Annotated in this window: 17 protein-coding genes; 12 read left to right on the top strand and 5 right to left on the bottom strand. The window is 58.5% G+C overall.

The window, feature by feature from the left end:
* Positions 1 to 2 precede the first annotated feature (2 nt).
* The 6 genes from atuC to ABH909_RS12395 all read left to right on the top strand — a co-directional run bounded on the left by atuC (position 3) and on the right by ABH909_RS12395 (position 6,647).
* Positions 3 to 1,619: a geranyl-CoA carboxylase subunit beta gene (gene atuC / locus ABH909_RS12420; protein WP_429433431.1), complete on the top strand. Its 1,617-nt coding sequence runs from the start codon at positions 3 to 5 to the stop codon at positions 1,617 to 1,619.
* Between the two features lie 25 nt (positions 1,620 to 1,644).
* Positions 1,645 to 2,802, top strand: a complete 1,158-nt coding sequence (gene atuD, locus ABH909_RS12415) for a citronellyl-CoA dehydrogenase (protein WP_429433429.1) — start codon at positions 1,645 to 1,647, stop codon at positions 2,800 to 2,802.
* Positions 2,799 to 3,596, top strand: coding sequence for an enoyl-CoA hydratase/isomerase family protein (locus tag ABH909_RS12410; RefSeq protein ID WP_429433427.1), 798 nt, complete (start codon positions 2,799 to 2,801; stop codon positions 3,594 to 3,596). The genes atuD and ABH909_RS12410 overlap by 4 nt, the downstream gene beginning before the upstream one ends.
* Before the next feature lie 109 nt (positions 3,597 to 3,705).
* Entirely contained in the window at positions 3,706 to 5,667 is a 1,962-nt protein-coding gene (locus ABH909_RS12405) for an acetyl/propionyl/methylcrotonyl-CoA carboxylase subunit alpha (RefSeq protein WP_429433425.1), read from the top strand.
* Positions 5,668 to 5,738: 71 nt separating this feature from the next.
* Positions 5,739 to 6,287, top strand: coding sequence for an exonuclease domain-containing protein (locus tag ABH909_RS12400; RefSeq protein ID WP_429433423.1), 549 nt, complete (start codon positions 5,739 to 5,741; stop codon positions 6,285 to 6,287).
* A gap of 75 nt (positions 6,288 to 6,362) precedes the next feature.
* Positions 6,363 to 6,647 carry a pyrimidine/purine nucleoside phosphorylase gene (locus ABH909_RS12395; RefSeq protein WP_007895072.1) on the top strand — a complete coding sequence of 95 codons (285 nt, stop codon included), beginning with the start codon at positions 6,363 to 6,365 and terminating at the stop codon, positions 6,645 to 6,647.
* Between the two features lie 72 nt (positions 6,648 to 6,719).
* Here the strand turns inward: ABH909_RS12395 and ABH909_RS12390 are convergent, their stop codons facing one another.
* Together ABH909_RS12390 and ABH909_RS12385 are read right to left on the bottom strand one after the other, a co-directional pair.
* Positions 6,720 to 7,523, bottom strand: a complete 804-nt coding sequence (locus ABH909_RS12390) for an MOSC domain-containing protein (protein ID WP_429433421.1) — start codon at positions 7,521 to 7,523, stop codon at positions 6,720 to 6,722.
* A gap of 90 nt (positions 7,524 to 7,613) precedes the next feature.
* Positions 7,614 to 8,549, bottom strand: a complete 936-nt coding sequence (locus ABH909_RS12385; RefSeq protein WP_123497545.1) for a chemotaxis protein CheV — start codon at positions 8,547 to 8,549, stop codon at positions 7,614 to 7,616.
* Positions 8,550 to 8,994: 445 nt separating this feature from the next.
* Between ABH909_RS12385 and ABH909_RS12380 the strand changes: the two genes are divergently transcribed.
* From ABH909_RS12380 to ABH909_RS12370, 3 genes are all read left to right on the top strand, one after another.
* On the top strand, positions 8,995 to 9,465 hold the full coding sequence (locus ABH909_RS12380) for a hypothetical protein (RefSeq protein ID WP_429433419.1): 471 nt from the start codon (positions 8,995 to 8,997) through the stop codon (positions 9,463 to 9,465).
* Between the two features lie 443 nt (positions 9,466 to 9,908).
* Positions 9,909 to 10,802, top strand: coding sequence for a sensor histidine kinase (locus ABH909_RS12375; protein WP_429439860.1), 894 nt, complete (start codon positions 9,909 to 9,911; stop codon positions 10,800 to 10,802).
* Positions 10,799 to 11,458, top strand: a complete 660-nt coding sequence (locus ABH909_RS12370; protein WP_429433417.1) for a response regulator — start codon at positions 10,799 to 10,801, stop codon at positions 11,456 to 11,458. Before ABH909_RS12375 ends, ABH909_RS12370 begins: the two co-directional genes overlap by 4 nt.
* Here the strand turns inward: ABH909_RS12370 and yegS are convergent.
* Complete coding sequence (gene yegS, locus ABH909_RS12365) at positions 11,442 to 12,359, bottom strand: lipid kinase YegS (protein ID WP_429433415.1); 918 nt, start codon at positions 12,357 to 12,359, stop codon at positions 11,442 to 11,444. The genes ABH909_RS12370 and yegS overlap by 17 nt on opposite strands.
* 324 nt (positions 12,360 to 12,683) lie before the next feature.
* Here yegS and ABH909_RS12360 point away from each other — a divergent pair, with 324 nt between their 5' ends.
* Complete coding sequence (locus ABH909_RS12360) at positions 12,684 to 12,992, top strand: hypothetical protein (protein WP_429433413.1); 309 nt, start codon at positions 12,684 to 12,686, stop codon at positions 12,990 to 12,992.
* A 66-nt stretch (positions 12,993 to 13,058) separates the two neighbouring features.
* Here the strand turns inward: ABH909_RS12360 and ABH909_RS12355 are convergent, their stop codons facing one another.
* Together ABH909_RS12355 and moaB are read right to left on the bottom strand one after the other, a co-directional pair.
* Positions 13,059 to 14,285, bottom strand: a complete 1,227-nt coding sequence (locus tag ABH909_RS12355; protein ID WP_429433411.1) for a molybdopterin molybdotransferase MoeA — start codon at positions 14,283 to 14,285, stop codon at positions 13,059 to 13,061.
* Positions 14,269 to 14,808 (bottom strand): molybdenum cofactor biosynthesis protein B, encoded by a 540-nt coding sequence (moaB, locus tag ABH909_RS12350; RefSeq protein ID WP_008075630.1) that lies wholly within the window; start codon positions 14,806 to 14,808, stop codon positions 14,269 to 14,271. Before moaB ends, ABH909_RS12355 begins: the two co-directional genes overlap by 17 nt.
* 81 nt (positions 14,809 to 14,889) lie before the next feature.
* On the opposite strand from moaB, the gene mobA reads away from it, so the two are divergent.
* The gene (gene mobA / locus ABH909_RS12345) at positions 14,890 to 15,492 is read left to right on the top strand and encodes a molybdenum cofactor guanylyltransferase MobA (RefSeq protein ID WP_429433409.1); all 603 of its coding nucleotides are present in this window, start codon (positions 14,890 to 14,892) and stop codon (positions 15,490 to 15,492) included.
* Positions 15,493 to 15,568: 76 nt separating this feature from the next.
* Positions 15,569 to 15,790 carry a YgdI/YgdR family lipoprotein gene (locus tag ABH909_RS12340; protein ID WP_038982251.1) on the top strand — a complete coding sequence of 74 codons (222 nt, stop codon included), beginning with the start codon at positions 15,569 to 15,571 and terminating at the stop codon, positions 15,788 to 15,790.
* Positions 15,791 to 15,822: the final 32 nt, after the last annotated feature.

The raw sequence follows: 15,822 nt of genomic DNA, 5'->3' as shown, positions 1-15,822 counted from the left end.
CCATGCCGGTCATCCAGTCCCAGGTAGAACCGTTCAGCGAAGCGTTCGCTCGCAACCGGACGGCCATGCTGGCCGGCATCGAGCAAGTCCGCCAGCTCGAACAGAACCTGCTGAGCAAAGCCGCCGAAGCCAAGCCCAGGTTCGACAAGCGCGGGCAACTGCTGCCCCGGGAGCGACTTAACCTGCTGCTTGATCCCGGCGCGCCGTTCCTCGAACTGGCGAGCCTGGCCGGCTATAAGCTGCACGACGACAAGGACGGCAGCTCGGCCGGCGGCGGTTTGATCGCCGGCATCGGTTACGTGTCCGGCGCGCGGGTTTTGGTGGTGGCGAACAACAGCGCGATCAAGGGCGGAACCATTTCCCCCAGCGGTTTGAAAAAATCCCTGCGCCTGCAACAGATCGCCATGGAAAACAAATTGCCGGTAATCACCCTCGCGGAAAGTGGAGGCGCCAACCTCAATTACGCTGCGGAGATTTTCGTCGAAGGCGCGCGCAGCTTTGCCAACCAGGCGCGGATGTCGGCCATGGGCTTGCCGCAAATCACCGTCGTCCATGGCTCGGCCACCGCGGGCGGCGCCTATCAACCAGGGTTGTCGGATTACCTGGTGGTAGTGCGCGGCAAGGCCAAGCTGTTTCTTGCCGGACCGCCGCTGCTCAAGGCTGCCACCGGTGAAGTCGCTACCGATGAAGAACTGGGCGGCGCTCAGATGCATGCGCAAACCGCCGGCACCGCCGAATACCTGGCCGAGAACGATGCCGATGGCGTGCGTCAGGTGCGTGAGATCATGAGTCTGTTGCCGTGGAACGATCAGTTGCCATGGTTACCCGAACGTCAGTGGGAAGAACCGCTCTACCCCATCGACGAACTGCTGGGTCTGATTCCGGATGATCCGAAAAAGCCCTACGACGTGCGCGAAATCATCGCCCGGATTGCCGACGCGTCGAACTTCCTCGAATTTAAGGGCGAGTTCGATCAGCAAACAATCTGCGGGCATTTGCAGATTCAGGGTCGAGCCTGCGGCTTCATCGGCAACAACGGGCCGATTACGCCCAAAGGTGCGAGCAAGGCTGCGCAGTTCATTCAGCTCTGCGACCAGAGCCAGACGCCCCTGCTGTTTTTCCACAACACCACCGGTTTCATGGTCGGCACCGAGTCGGAACAACAAGGGGTGATCAAGCACGGCGCGAAAATGATTCAAGCGGTGGCCAATGCCCGAGTGCCCAAACTGACGATTGTCGTCGGCGGTTCCTACGGCGCTGGCAACTACGCTATGTGCGGCCGTGGCCTCGACCCGCGCTTCATCTTCGCCTGGCCCAACAGCCGCACCGCGGTGATGGGCGGCGCTCAGGCCGGCAAAGTGCTGCGGATCGTTACCGAAGCCAAACAGCTCAAGGACGGGTTGGTGCCCGACCCGAAAATGCTCGACATGCTCGAACAAGTCACCGCGCAGAAGCTCGACAGCCAGTCCACCGCGTTGTATGGCAGCGCCAATCTATGGGACGACGGGCTGATCGATCCGCGGGACACCCGCACATTGCTCGGGTATTTGCTGGATATCTGCCATGAGGCCGAGGTTCGTTCGCTGCAATCCAACAGTTTCGGCGTAGCCCGCTTCTAAGCGGCGATCAGGAGAACAATAAAAAATGATCTTCACCCAGGAACACGAAGCACTGCGCCGCACCGTCCGCCAATTCGTCGATCACGAGATCAATCCTCACGTCGATGAATGGGAAAAGGCCGGGTGCTTTCCGATTCATGAGATCTTTCGCAAGGCGGGCGACCTCGGTCTGCTGGGGATTTCCAAACCGGAAAAATTCGGCGGTATGGGGCTCGATTACAGCTATTCGATTGTGGCTGCCGAAGAGTTCGGCACCATTCATTGCGGCGGCATTCCGATGTCCATCGGCGTGCAGACCGATATGTGCACCCCGGCCCTGGCGCGTTTCGGTTCCGATGACCTGCGCGAAGAATTCCTCCGCCCCGCAATCACCGGCGAACAGGTCGGATGTATCGGTGTGTCCGAAGTCGGTGCCGGCTCCGATGTAGCAGGTTTGAAAACCAGCGCCCGCAAGGACGGCGACGACTACGTGATCAACGGCAGCAAGATGTGGATCACCAACTCGCCGAGCGCTGATTTCATTTGCCTGCTGGCCAACACCTCCGATGACAAGCCGCACATCAACAAGTCGCTGATCATAGTGCCGATGAACAGCCCCGGCATCAGTCTCAGCTCGCACCTGGACAAGCTCGGCATGCGCAGCTCGGAAACCGCCCAGGTGTTTTTCGACAACGTGCGCGTGCCACAGCGCAACCGCATCGGCCACGAAGGCGCGGGGTTCATGATGCAAATGCTGCAGTTCCAGGAAGAACGATTGTTCGGCGCGGCGAACATGATCAAAGGCCTGGAGTACTGCGTCGACAGCACCATCGAGTACTGCAAGGCGCGCAAAACCTTCGGCAATGCGCTGATTGATAATCAGGTCATCCATTTCCGCCTGGCCGAGCTGCAAACCGAAATCGAATGCCTGCGGGCACTGGTCTACCAGGCCACCGAGCAATACATCAAAGGCCAGGACGTCACCCGTCTGGCGTCCATGGCCAAACTCAAGGCCGGGCGACTGGGGCGGGAAGTCAGCGACAGTTGCCTGCAATATTGGGGCGGCATGGGCTTCATGTGGGACAACCCGGTGGCACGGGCTTACCGCGATGTGCGGCTGGTGTCGATCGGCGGCGGTGCCGACGAAATCATGCTGGGGATCATCTGCAAACTCATGGGCATTCTGCCGGGGAAAAAGAAATGAACACCCTTCCCGTTTTTCAGACCCTGTTGCTCGAGCGGCATAACGGCGTCCTGCACATCACCCTCAATCGCCCCGACAGTCGCAACGCCATGAGCCTGCAAATGGTCGCCGAACTCCGCGCGGTGCTGGCGGCAGTGCGCGATGACCGGCAGGTTCGCGCATTGGTGATCGGCGGTGCCGGCGGGCATTTTTGTGCCGGTGCCGACATCAAGGACATGGCCAATGCCGGCGCTCAGGGTCAGACCGCCTACCGTGATTTGAACCGTGCGTTCGGCGCCTTGCTGGAAGAAACCCAGCACGCGCCGCAAGTGGTCATCACCGTGCTGCAAGGCGCGGTGCTTGGCGGTGGTTTCGGTCTGGCCTGCGTCAGCGATATCGCGATGGCCGATCATCAGGCGCAATTCGGCCTGCCGGAAACCAGCCTCGGCCTGTTGCCGGCGCAGATCGCGCCGTTCGTGGTGCAGCGCATCGGCCTGACCCAGGCCCGCCGACTGGCCTTGACTGCCGCACGGTTCGATGGCACCCAGGCGCGCCGCATGGGGCTGGTGCATTTTGTCGAGCATGACCCGCAAGCCTTGGCCGAGCGCCTCGATGAGGTGCTGGCCCACGTGTTGTGTTGCGCGCCAGGGGCGAATGCGGCGACCAAAAAACTCTTGCTGGCGAGTGCGGCGCAACTCTCGGATGGCCTGCTGGATCAGGCCGCCGAGTGGTTCAGCGAAGCGGTGACCGGGGATGAAGGGGTCGAAGGAACGATGGCCTTTGTGCAAAAGCGAAAACCGGGCTGGGCTTCTTAAAAGCTTCGCGAGCAAGCCCGCTCCCACAGGGGAATGCATTTCAAATGTGGGAGCGGGCTTGCTCGCGAAGAGGCCCTGAATGACACCGCAAAACTCAAGGAAAGCGCCCATGCCCGCCTTCAGCAAAATCCTGATCGCCAACCGCGGTGAAATCGCCTGCCGCATCCAGCGCACCGCGCAAGCGCTGGGCTACCGCACCGTCGCCGTGTTCAGCGATGCCGACGCCGATGCCCTGCATGTGCAGATGGCCGACGAAGCCGTGAATATCGGCCCGGCCCCGGTGCAGCAGTCTTACCTGAGCATCCCGGCAATCATCGACGCCGCCCGGCGCACCGGTGCCGAGGCGCTCCACCCCGGTTACGGCTTTCTCTCGGAAAACGCAACATTCGCCCGCGCCTGCCAACAGGCCGACATCATCTTCATCGGCCCGAGTGCCGAGGCCATTGAACTGATGGGCAGCAAACGTCTGTCGAAACTCGCCATGATCAAAGCGGGCGTGCCCTGCATCGAAGGCTATCAGGGCAGCGAACAGGACGACGCAACCCTCGGCCGTGAAGCCGAACGCATCGGCTACCCACTGATGATCAAGGCCAGTGCCGGCGGCGGTGGTCGTGGCATGCGCCTGGTGCACAGTGCTGGAGAGTTGCTGGAGCAGATTCGCACCGCACGCTCCGAGGCACTGCATGGTTTTGGCAGCGACGAACTGATCCTTGAACAAGCCTTGATCGACCCGCGTCACGTCGAAGTTCAGGTGTTTGGCGATCAGCACGGCAACCTGGTCTACCTTGGTGAGCGCGATTGTTCGATCCAGCGCCGTCACCAGAAAATCATTGAAGAAGCGCCCTGCCCGGTAATGACCGCCGACTTGCGCCAGGCCATGGGCGAAGCGGCGCTCAAGGCAGGGCGCGCGGTGAATTACGTCGGCGCCGGCACTGTGGAGTTTCTGCTGGATGCTCGCGGGCAGTTTTACTTTCTGGAAATGAACACCCGGCTGCAAGTGGAACATCCGGTGACAGAGCTGATCACCGGCCTCGATCTGGTGGCCTGGCAGTTTCACGTCGCCGAAGGATTGCCACTGCCGTTGCAACAGGAGCAGGTGCAACTCAATGGCCATGCCATGGAAGTGCGCCTGTACGCCGAAGATCCAGCCCAGGAGTTTTTGCCGCAAACCGGGCGAATCGCAGCCTGGGAACCTGCGTTGCCGGGCGGTGTGCGGGTCGACCATGGCTTGATCGAGGGACAGTCTGTCAGTGCGTTTTATGACCCGATGCTGGGCAAGCTCATCGCCCACGGCGCCACCCGCGAAGAAGCCCGGCGCAAGTTGCTGCGGGCGGTACAAGACAGCGTGCTGCTGGGCGTGCAAAGCAACCAGCACTTGCTCGCCAGCCTGCTGGAACATCCGCAGTTCATCAGCGGCGAGTTCAGCACCGGGTTCATCCCTATGTATTTCGCTGATCATTCTTGCCTGCATCCCCATGTGGCGAGCGCCGAAGAACTGGCCATTGCCGCGGTTCTGTTTTATCAGGCTTCAGCGCAGGCTCACCGTGCCCCGCTGGCCGGTTGGCGCAACAACGCCAGCGTGCCCTTGCACTACCGAATCGGCCTGCAGGATCAGGACTGGACGGTGGAATTGAACGCTGAACCTGGCAAACCCTACCGCGTTCAGATCGGCGCTCGCGCCCTCGAACTGAAGGTCATCCAATGCGACGGACGTTGGGCCACGCTGGAAATCGACAGCATCCGCCAACGCCATGCCTACCGCCTCGAGGCCGGGCAACTGTGGTTGTGCACGCGCCCCGGCAGCCTGCGGCTGATGGATCGGACCCAGGCGCTGATCAGCGGCCAGGCCAGTGTCAGTTCCGGCACGCTCAAGGCGCCGATGGACGGGGCGATCGTCGATGTACTGGTCAGTGAGGGCAGCCCGGTCAGCAAAGGTCAGCTGTTGGTGGTGCTCGAAGCAATGAAAATGGAGCATCCGCTCAAATCGGGGATCGACGGCGTGCTTAAACGCTTGCAGGTCAGGGTTGGGGATCAGGTGAAAAATCGTCAGATTTTGTTAGAGGTCGAATAAGCCGCTAGGCGGATCCGCCGGGTTTGGCTACGCTCAAGCCCTATCAGGACGCGGATACCAGGAACCCTGCGATGCCTCACTGGTTGGTCATTGATCTGGAAGCCACCACCGATGAGGGCGGCTGGCCAGTAACGGAAATGGAAATCATCGAAATCGGTGCCACCCTCGTGGACCGCAAAGGCCAGGAACTGGATTACTTCCAGTGCTTCGTGCGCCCGTTGCGCCGGCCCTTGCTGACGCCATTTTGCCGGGAACTGACCCACATCACCCAGGCCAATATCGATGCCGCGCAACCGCTCAGCACCGTATGGCCGTTGTTTGAACGCTGGCTTGCCCAACATCATGCACGCCTGGAAGGCTGGGCGAGCTGGGGCGATTACGACCGCAAACAACTGCTTCAGGACTGGCAGCGCCTGCAACTCGACAGCGCCCTGAGCCGGGTACCGCACATGAACCTCAAGCAACGCTTCGCCAAGGCTCGTCGGCTGGAGCGCCCGCTGGGGCTCAACGGAGCCTTGCAGCTGGCGGGCCTGCAGTTCACGGGTCAGCAGCATCGGGCGCTGGAAGACGCGCGCAATACGGCGCGTTTGTTACCGTTGGTTTTCCCCGCCAATCCTTGAGCGCAGCAGGTGACGCCTATCGACACCTTGTGCATACTGGCCGGCCCTTTTTAGCCCTTTTTCGAGGAACCGCCCATGTTTAAAGTCAACGAGTACTTCGACGGCACCGTCAAGTCGATCGCCTTTGGCACCGCTGAAGGTCCAGCGACCATCGGCGTCATGGCACCGGGCGAATACGAATTCGGCACCAGCCAGCGTGAAATCATGCACGTGGTGTCCGGCGCCCTGACCGTCAAACTGCCTGACAGCGACACCTGGGAAACCTTCGCCGCCGGCAGCCAGTTCAACGTACCCGCCAACAGCAAGTTCCAGCTGAAAGTGGCTGTCGACACCGCTTACCTGTGCGAATACCGCGGCTAACCTCCCGGGTTTTCACAGCGACAAAAAAATGCCCGTGTCCTTGGACGCGGGCATTTTTTATTGGAAGGGCTCTTATTCGAGGATCGTCACGGGCATGCCGACTTCAAGCCGGCCATTGCCGTCGTTGACCAGATTCTGCCCGAACATCGCACCGTCGGCCTCGGTGCGGTATTTCTGCAAGGTCGCCAGCGGTTCACGGTCTTCGCTGCGTTCGCCGGTCTGCGGGTCGATGGTGGTCAGAATGCAGCGTGAGCAGGACTTGACCACGCGGAACTCGACATCGCCAATGCGGATGCGTTTCCAGCTATCTTCGGCATACGCCTCGCTGCCCTCGATCACCAGATTGGGCCGGAAACGCAACATTTCCAGCGGCCGCCCGACCTTGCTCGACAAGTCTTCCAGCGACGCCTGACCAATCAGCAACAACGGGAAACCGTCGGCAAACGCCACCTGATCATCGTCCTTGCCATAGCCGGCCTGGGTGGTCCGCGCGCGATCGAGCGGCACTTGCACCAGGCGCGTCGGCTTGCCGATGAACTCACTGACCCAGGCACCCGCCGCATCGCCAGCATCGGGAACGCGCAAGGTGTCACGCCAGATGGTCACCCCACGCAGATCGGCGTCGCCTTCAGGCAGCGCAATATCAATCGGTGAATGGCCCGGTGCACTGAGGGTCAAGCCGCCGTCGGCATTCCACAACGCCGACAGCTGACTCATTTTCGCGACCGCGCGTTGGGTCAGGAAGCGCCCGCTGGCTTCGTCCACCAGCATCCAGCGTCGATCACCGTCCAGTCCCAGTTTGTCCAGGCCGACCTGATCGAGGGTCTCACCCTTGCCGGATTTCAATGGAAAACGATAAAGCGCGCTCAGACGCATGGCCAGCTCCCTGATGGGTAAAAACGCCACCCTATATGAGCTTGATGGCCGAATCAAAGGCTGATGTCAAACCAGCCTCTACTCGTGCTGTCAGGCAGGTACTGCATCGAGCATCAGGCGCTGGCGTACCACGTCGACGAGTTTGTCGGGCTGGAATTTGGAGAGGAAGTTGTCGCAGCCGACCTTCTTCACCATCGAATCGTTGAAACTGCCCGACAGCGAAGTGTGCAAGACCACATAAAGGCCGCGCAAACGGGGGTCGTTACGAATTTCGGTGGTCAGGCGATAGCCGTCCATCTCCGGCATTTCCGCATCGGTGAAGATCATCAGCAGCTTGTCGGTCATGACTTCGCCCGTATCGGCCCAGGCCTTGAGCATGTTCAGCGCCTTCAAGCCGTCGCTGGCGATGTGCATCTTCACGCCCAACTGACCCAAGGTGTCGCGCAATTGCGACAAGGCCACGTTAGAGTCATCCACCAGCAGCACTTCACGGCCACGGGCACGCTCCAGTACCGGATCGTCGAGTTTATCGCGCGATACCTTGGCGTTGTACGGAACGATCTCGGCGAGGACTTTCTCGACGTCGATGATTTCCACCAACTGATCATCGACCTTGCTGATGGCAGTCAGGTAATGCTGGCGACCGGCGCTGGCCGGCGGCGGCAAAATGGCTTCCCAATTCATGTTGACGATGCGGTCCACGCCGCCGACCAGGAACGCCTGCACCGAGCGGTTGTACTCGGTGACGATGATGGTACTGGTGGGGCTTGGCACCAGCGGGCGCATGCCGATGGCCTGGGACAGATCGATCACCGGCAGCGTCTGGCCACGCAGGTTGACCACGCCGCAGACAAAGGGATGACGTTGCGGCATCAGGGTCAGCTTCGGCAGTTGCAGCACTTCCTGAACTTTGAAGACGTTGATCGCGAACAATTGCCGTCCGGCTAGCCGAAACATGAGAATTTCCAGGCGATTCTCACCCACTAATTGCGTGCGTTGGTCTACCGTGTCGAGAATGCCGGCCATTAATGACTCCTGGGCTTGTTCTGATGAATTCACTAAAGGGAGTTATCGGCTGTTTTTACCGGACCTTGACCCCCAGACAAAATGCCACGCGCAGGCATTGATGTCACATTAACATCATGCTTTACTGGCTCCGTGATTTTTCATCTGTTTCCTTCCCTGCGGCGCGACCTCGGTTTGCACGTTAGGTTCCCCTGCGTAAGGGATTCCCCTAGTAACAATCAGGCCCAACCTGATATTCGCAATATCCAATAGCCATTAATGTGACGCCATTCTCATTGCATGAATGGAGTCAGGCTTTTGTGTGCTATCGCAGGTCAGTGGCCATCCACCCTATCGAGTTCCCCTGCCGGCACTCAAACCTGCTTTAGCGCGATATTACGAAGGCTTGGCAGCGCGGGGACACATACGACATTCCCTCATCTGACACGACGTTGTGGAGATAAGCATGCCGAACGACACCAAAGAGTGGGCTCAGCGATTTCCAGAATTTCTCTTTGAGGCTGAAACACTCTTGGCCAAATCCGAGGAATGTCTGAGTCATTTGCAACTGATCAGCAATGACAAGGATGCCATCGATTGCATGCTCAGTACCCTTCTCAAGCTCTCCAGCAAAGCCGATGCCTTGGCATTGGCGGCGGTTTCGGAGTTCTCGCTGCATATTCATGGATTACTGAGCGGCGCGCAGAATCAGATGAACCTGCACGACCAAGCCCTGGATGCGCTCAAGGATTGCTTCACTTTATTGGCCTGGCAACTCGAACTCATCGACCATAATACAGGCCAACTCGGTCTCGATGACACTGAACAGACGTCGCTGATTGAAGCGTTTGCCTTTCAAGTAGGACAAAGTCAGTTTCAGCCGCCCAGCCATTCCAGACCTTTAAGGTTGGTTTCGTTCTCGGAACGGCAAGCTTGAAACATCAGCCTTGGCCATGTTGCGTTTTTCTACTGCCATAACGCTGCCCTGTAACTTGATGCGTTCATGTTGCCATTGGGTGTGTCATTGCTTAGGCGCAGTTAGAAATAGTTATACGTGTCCCAGCTTGGAATACGCCTGGTAATCGATATTTTCCGACGACAACAATCGAAGTTTTTCCATTATGGAACCATCGTCCAGAACCTGTAGTTTGACCTCTATTGAGCTATATACCGAACGCGACCAACGGTATGTTAGGTGATAGTATGCCGACCATTAGTTGACGCCAATTAAGGGCACAGTGGTTCCAGCCAGGCACCATGAGCTGCATATACAGCACTGCACCACAGCCATGAAGGCGACTTCACAACGATTTCCACACAGAGACCGTCAGCCCTTGTGGTCGGTCTGCCCGCAGCGAACATCCATTGGCTCCATCCGCTATGTACGCCAGCCTCAAGTCAATTACCCTGTGGCCACCCTCCCGAAAAAACGCGCGCCGGTTCACGCTTTTTCTGTGCATCTGCTCGGCCCTTGGCAGCCTGCTGGTCTACAGCTTGTCCATGTCTGTGCCGTTGAGTCTGCTGGTACTCAATAGCGCAGCGCTGACCTGTGTCTGGGTGGGATATGGCCTCTCGCGCAAATCGATAAAATTTCAACCTCAGGAACTGGCTGACCGTCTACTGCAAGTGCAGGAAAATGAACGCCATCGGCTCAGTCGGGAACTTCATGATGACATCGGTCAATTGCTGACCGCCGCGAAACTTCAAAGTGAATGGCTCAAGCGTCGAATGCCCGAAGAACTGCAGGGCCAGTGTTCGGTACTGTGCGATACGCTAGACGAAACCCTCACCAAGGTGCGAGATGTGTCGGCCATCCTGAATCCGCGACAACTGGCCAGTCTCGGACTGGAAGCCAGCCTGCGTGCTCATTTACTCAGGACCCTGACCAATACTTCCGTGCACTGGAGCCTGGAATGCCATCAACGCCTGACGGGCATACCGGAAGAAATGGCGGTGGCAGCCTTTCGCATCACCCAAGAAGCGGTTACCAATATGCTGCGTCACGCCGAGGCCAGTAATTTGTTGGTCCGCCTGCAACGCCTGCCCCAAGGTCTGACGTTGTTGATCAGCGACGACGGCCTGGGTTTCGCTCCAGCGGCAGATCCCGCTCGCGAGGGGCAACGCGGAATGGCCGGCATGTCGGAACGGATCGATCAATTAGGTGGCACACTGACCGTGACCAGCGAGCCGGGCAAAGGCACTCAAATCGAAGCACTCTTTCCCTGGGCGCCGCGTGCGCTGGAACGGGCCAGTACGAATAAGGTTTTGCATTGACTTGTAACTTACTTCTGGTGGATGACCACTCGCTTATCAGGGCTGGCGTGCGCGCTTTGGTGCTGGATATTCCTGGGTATGCGGTAGTCGGGGAGGCCAATGACGGTTCGCTGTTAGTCGAGATGGTCGAGCAGCTGTCGCCCGATATCATTCTGCTGGATATTTCCATGAAGGAAACCGGCGGTCTTGAAGCCTTGCAGCGACTCAAGCGCGTACGCCCGCAATGCAAAGTACTCATCCTGTCAATGCATACCGACCCGGGCCTGATCATGCAGGCCCTGGAATCAGGGGCTCATGGCTACCTGCTAAAGGACACCACAGCCACCGAACTCGAACAGGCGCTGGATGCCTTACGCAAAAACGAACGCTATCTGAGCCCGGCCATTGCCCATACCGTCATCAACCAGGCGCTGACTCGAGCTCAGAAAAATCAGACACAAACCCAGGACTCGCACAACCTGACGGCACGTCAGCTGGAAATCCTGCGACTGATTGTTCGCGGTAAATCCACCCGGGAAATCGCCAATGGCCTCGCTCTGAGCATCAAGACTGTCGAAACCCACCGCTCTCAGATCATGAAACGCTTACAAATCTACGATGTGGCCGGTCTGGTGCTGTTCGCCGTGCGCGAGCAAATCATCAGTCTGGACGATTAGCTGGATTCGAGACGCTCAGCAGCGGCGAGCCCTCGGGCAAATGCACACGCAATGCCGCCGGGCGCGCCGAGAAACGCAGACTGTCGCCCTCCAGAGGCTCACCATCAAGGTTGATATAAAGGCCTTCCGAGACTTTGATCTCGACCCATGGCAAGCGAGCTCGTACAAACATGTTGTCGATTCCGAAGCCATCGGTCAGCAGATCTTTCAAAGTACCGACCACTTCCTGTGGTGCGGGCAAAATACTGATATCCAGCAGACCATCGTCCGCCAGCGCCTGCGGGCACAACACATGACCACCGCCAGCCTGTCGGCCATTGCCAATGCCCAATGCCAACAATTCGCCACGCCAGTGAAAATCCGGCCCCTGCAACTCGCCATAGGCCGCATGCAACTCACTGAAGCGCGTTAAACCCGTGAAGAGATAAGCGGCGCCTCCAAGAATCTTTTTCAAATCCTCGGAAGTGTTGGCCGTGACCTGACTGCCAAAGCCGCCGGTGGCCATGTTCAGGAAAACCTGGCCACCGACTTCTCCCAGATCGATGGTTCGCGGGGCAGTGTCCAGAAGGTCCAATGCCTGAGCGGGCTCCAGAGGCACACCGGCAGCGCGGGCAAAATCGTTGGCGGTGCCCAAGGGCAACAGCACTAGACTGGCCTGCGTCGAATGCGCCGCCATGGCTTCGGCAATATCACGCAAAGTGCCGTCACCGCCACCGGCAATCAGCTGCGTATAACCTGCCGTCAGCGCTTCCTCCACCAACCGCTGCGCATCGCCCGCCTCCCAAGTCAGGCGAACAGCCAGTTCCCAACCCTGCTGGCGTTTACCTTCGACGGCTGCGCGGACCTCCTCATTGAGTGCCTGCTTGCCATGCAGAATCAACAGCGCCTTGCGCTCGCTCATTTTTGCCACTCCCCTATCCGCGATTCCATAGGATATGTTGACCTCGTAGCCCCTGTTAAAAGTCGACTGGATTTCAATTATTTCCAAGGGAAGGAAACGTGGGTCCTACAGAGCGGTATTTTTTCGTACAAAACATGAGGAATCGGCTTAATTGACCCACCCGGACAATTGGTACACCGTTGGATCTCGGTTATCAGTTATCACCCGTTAATTTATACAAGGATGTGAAAGCAATGAATGGAACCCCCTTAAGGGCCTCAAACAGCGCAAGCAACAACGGCATCGATCAGTTGAATGGTTTTAACGCAAGGAGCCAGCTAGTCCATGCAAAGCCATGACCTCAGACTACCGGTAACCCCGGTCGCGCCGTTCGCAGAAAATCGCGCCAATCATCAGGCTGAATTCAAAAACAGCGCAAAGCACGCCGGAGAAGCTGACATGGAACCTCGCGTCACTGAACTGGAAACACACCTCAAGTACATCCGCAGAGACATGGATGAAGTCCGGGGTGACGTCAAATCCATCAAACACAGGCTTGCCTATTCAGCTGGCGCAACAGCCGTGATCCTGGGACTTCTGGCCTGGATCGCCAACAGCCGCTTCGATCAGGTCGTGACACTTCTGGCACATTAAGAAATGGTCACGCACGCAAGCCCGAAGATGATCAAGCGGGCTTGCGGGGCAAAACCAGTGCCTGTATCAGCTCAAGACTTCATTCAGCGGGATGAAGCTCACCCAATCACCCTCGATCAGCGTACGGTCCTCCAGCACCTCAACCAGACCGTCAGCCCAGGCAGCACTGCGCAGGACGCCAGAGCTCTGATTCCTGTAGATGATCGCCCGGCCATTCTCCAGACGTCCGCGCAAGTACTCACGTCGGTTACCCGCCTTTGGCCAGACAAATCCTGCCTGCACCTGAAATTTCAGGGGCTCGGCTTCTTTTACGCCTTGGCGGCGCAAAAGGTAGGGCCTTGCCAACAGAGCAAAAGTCACCAGGGTCGACGCCGGATTGCCGGGTAAACCGATCACGGGCACGCCGCGAAAATGCCCGAACGTCAGCGGTTTGCCTGGTTTGATGGCAAGCTTCCACAGCGTCAATTCGCCCTCTTCGCGCAAGGCAATGCCCAGAAAGTCGGCCTCTCCCACCGATACGCCACCGGTGGAGAGAATCAGGTCGACATCCTTCAATTCACCGAGACGGGCACGAGTGGTCGCTAAATCATCGGGAAGAATACCGGCATCGATTACCTCACAACCCAATCGCTGCAACCAGCTGCAGAGCAATACGCGATTACTGTTGTAGATCTGTCCCGGCCCAAGGGCCTGGCCAGGCTCAATCAACTCATCACCGGTAGACAGGACCGCAACACGAACCTTACGAACCACGTCCAGGTCAGCGCATCCCAGCGATGCCGCCAGCCCCTGCTCAATAGGCCCCAGACGACTACCGACGGGCAGGATCAGCTCACCGACGGTGGCTTCCTGACCTTGTGGACGGATGTTCTGTCCCGGGCGCATGGTTTCGGTGAAACGTACCCGCTCATCCGCCTGAACCTTGGCGTTCTCCTGCATCTCGACACAGTCGGCACCGGCGGGCACCGGCGCGCCAGTGAAGATCCGCGCACAGGTACCTGGCTCCAAGGGTTCCGGGGCCTGGCCTGCAAAAATCTTCTGACTGACCACCAACGGCTCTCCCGTCCAGTCGGACAGGCGCAAGGCATAACCATCCATGGCACTGTTGGACCAAGGCGGCAAATCAAGTGTCGAGACCAGGTCAGCGGCCAGTACACGTCCCTGAACCTGCGCCAACGGCAAGCGTTCGTGCTCACGGATCTTCGAGGCGTCGGCCATTTCCAGTAAACGCGCCAGTGCCACCTCGACAGCCATCAAGCTGCCAGTCTTGCCTGGCTTACCCACGGGTTTCACAGGGTGCCGCCTGTTTCAGATGAGCCACGAAATTGCACGGGCGGTGACGAGAATCCAGTTGCTCGGCGAGAATCCCGTCCCAACCGGTACGCACTGCATTGGTCGAGCCCGGCAAACAGCAGACCAACGTGCCATTAGCCAGACCGGCCAAGGCCCTGGACTGAACCGTCGAAGTGCCGATATCCGCTACTGATATCTGCCGGAACAGTTCACCAAAACCATCGACCTGTTTATCCAGCAGGCAACTCACGGCTTCGGGCGTGCTGTCGCGGCCGGTGAACCCGGTACCGCCGGTGATCAGCACCACTTGCACGACCTCATCGGCAATCCAGTTGGCAACTTGCGCGCGAATTTTATAGAGGTCATCTTTAAGCAATACACGGGCCGCCAGGTTATGACCGGCAGCGCTCAAACGGTCGACGAAGACCTGGCCTGAGGTATCGGTTTCCAGGGTACGGGTATCGCTGACAGTCAGCACCGCGATGTTGAGCGGTGCGAAAGGTACATCAGCCTTGGCTTTCATAGGCTCGTCCAGTTGTAGGAGAAACAGCCCGGTGTTATATCACAGCACCTCATTTTTTCGCCGCCCTCATGGAGAAGTGCGATGACCTCCAATACTCCTCTGGCGCCTTGCTCCATTCTGCTCCTGGCAGGCGGGCGCGGCCAACGTATGGGCGGTCAGGACAAGGGCTTGCTGGATTGGCATGGCGAACCGCTGATCGCCCATCTGCATCGCAAGACGCGTCCGCTGAGTGATGACCTGATCATCTCTTGCAACAGGAACCTGGAAAAATACGCGCCTTATGCGGATCAGTTGGTCCATGACGACGAAGGCGACTTTCCGGGGCCATTGGCGGGTATTCGCGCAGGCTTGAAAGCTGCTCGCCACACTTACTTGCTGGTGCTGCCCTGCGATGTACCGCGCATCGATGCTGCGCTGCTTCAGAATATGCGTGAAACTGCCGGGCAGCATTCGGACAAACCGCTGATGCTGCGCCATGGTGAACATTGGGAACCCTTGCTGTGCATAATCCCTGTCGCCCTTTCAGTGTCTTTTGAAACCGCCTGGACTGAAGGCGAGCGCAGCCCGGGCCGCCTTATGCGCAAACTGGGTGCCATTGCCTTGCAATGCCCGGATAACGACCCCCGCCTGGCCAATCTCAATACGCCGGAACTGTTAAGCACACACCACACTGTGTCAGACTGACACGCGAAGGAACTTGCGCGCGTTGTATACGTCTCAAGCTCAGCAACCAAAAGAATTCCCATTCGGAGACACACACATGACTCAACGGACCCTCGCCACTTTCATGCTCGCACTGGGCCTTGCCACCCTCGCCGGTTGCGCATCGCCTACAGTGATCACCTTGAATGACGGTCGAGAAATCCAGGCCGTCGACGCGCCTAAGTACGATGAAGAATCGGGCTTTTACGAATTCGAACAACTGGATGGCAAACAAACCCGCGTCAATAAAGATCAGGTCCGTACCGTTAAAGATCTGTAATCTTTACGGCGACAACCAGATACAGAAAAGCC

The sequence above is a fragment of the Pseudomonas sp. BS3782 TE3695 genome (genome assembly GCF_050435305.1).
GTDB lineage: Bacteria > Pseudomonadota > Gammaproteobacteria > Pseudomonadales > Pseudomonadaceae > Aquipseudomonas.
The sequence above is the reverse complement of the archived record's forward strand: the minus strand, read 5'-3'. Positions and strand labels throughout refer to the sequence as shown.

What these genes read in the sequence shown, in the direction of transcription:
- atuC (WP_429433431.1), top strand. Translation starts at nt 3, where the DNA reads ATGCCGGTCATCCAGTCCCAGGTAGAACCGTTCAGCGAAGCGTTCGCT.
- atuD (WP_429433429.1), top strand. Translation starts at nt 1,645, where the DNA reads ATGATCTTCACCCAGGAACACGAAGCACTGCGCCGCACCGTCCGCCAA.
- ABH909_RS12410 (WP_429433427.1), top strand. Translation starts at nt 2,799, where the DNA reads ATGAACACCCTTCCCGTTTTTCAGACCCTGTTGCTCGAGCGGCATAAC.
- ABH909_RS12405 (WP_429433425.1), top strand. Translation starts at nt 3,706, where the DNA reads ATGCCCGCCTTCAGCAAAATCCTGATCGCCAACCGCGGTGAAATCGCC.
- ABH909_RS12400 (WP_429433423.1), top strand. Translation starts at nt 5,739, where the DNA reads ATGCCTCACTGGTTGGTCATTGATCTGGAAGCCACCACCGATGAGGGC.
- ABH909_RS12395 (WP_007895072.1), top strand. Translation starts at nt 6,363, where the DNA reads ATGTTTAAAGTCAACGAGTACTTCGACGGCACCGTCAAGTCGATCGCC.
- ABH909_RS12390 (WP_429433421.1), bottom strand. Translation starts at nt 7,523, where the DNA reads ATGCGTCTGAGCGCGCTTTATCGTTTTCCATTGAAATCCGGCAAGGGT.
- ABH909_RS12385 (WP_123497545.1), bottom strand. Translation starts at nt 8,549, where the DNA reads ATGGCCGGCATTCTCGACACGGTAGACCAACGCACGCAATTAGTGGGT.
- ABH909_RS12380 (WP_429433419.1), top strand. Translation starts at nt 8,995, where the DNA reads ATGCCGAACGACACCAAAGAGTGGGCTCAGCGATTTCCAGAATTTCTC.
- ABH909_RS12375 (WP_429439860.1), top strand. Translation starts at nt 9,909, where the DNA reads ATGTACGCCAGCCTCAAGTCAATTACCCTGTGGCCACCCTCCCGAAAA.
- yegS (WP_429433415.1), bottom strand. Translation starts at nt 12,359, where the DNA reads ATGAGCGAGCGCAAGGCGCTGTTGATTCTGCATGGCAAGCAGGCACTC.
- ABH909_RS12360 (WP_429433413.1), top strand. Translation starts at nt 12,684, where the DNA reads ATGCAAAGCCATGACCTCAGACTACCGGTAACCCCGGTCGCGCCGTTC.
- moaB (WP_008075630.1), bottom strand. Translation starts at nt 14,808, where the DNA reads ATGAAAGCCAAGGCTGATGTACCTTTCGCACCGCTCAACATCGCGGTG.
- mobA (WP_429433409.1), top strand. Translation starts at nt 14,890, where the DNA reads ATGACCTCCAATACTCCTCTGGCGCCTTGCTCCATTCTGCTCCTGGCA.
- ABH909_RS12340 (WP_038982251.1), top strand. Translation starts at nt 15,569, where the DNA reads ATGACTCAACGGACCCTCGCCACTTTCATGCTCGCACTGGGCCTTGCC.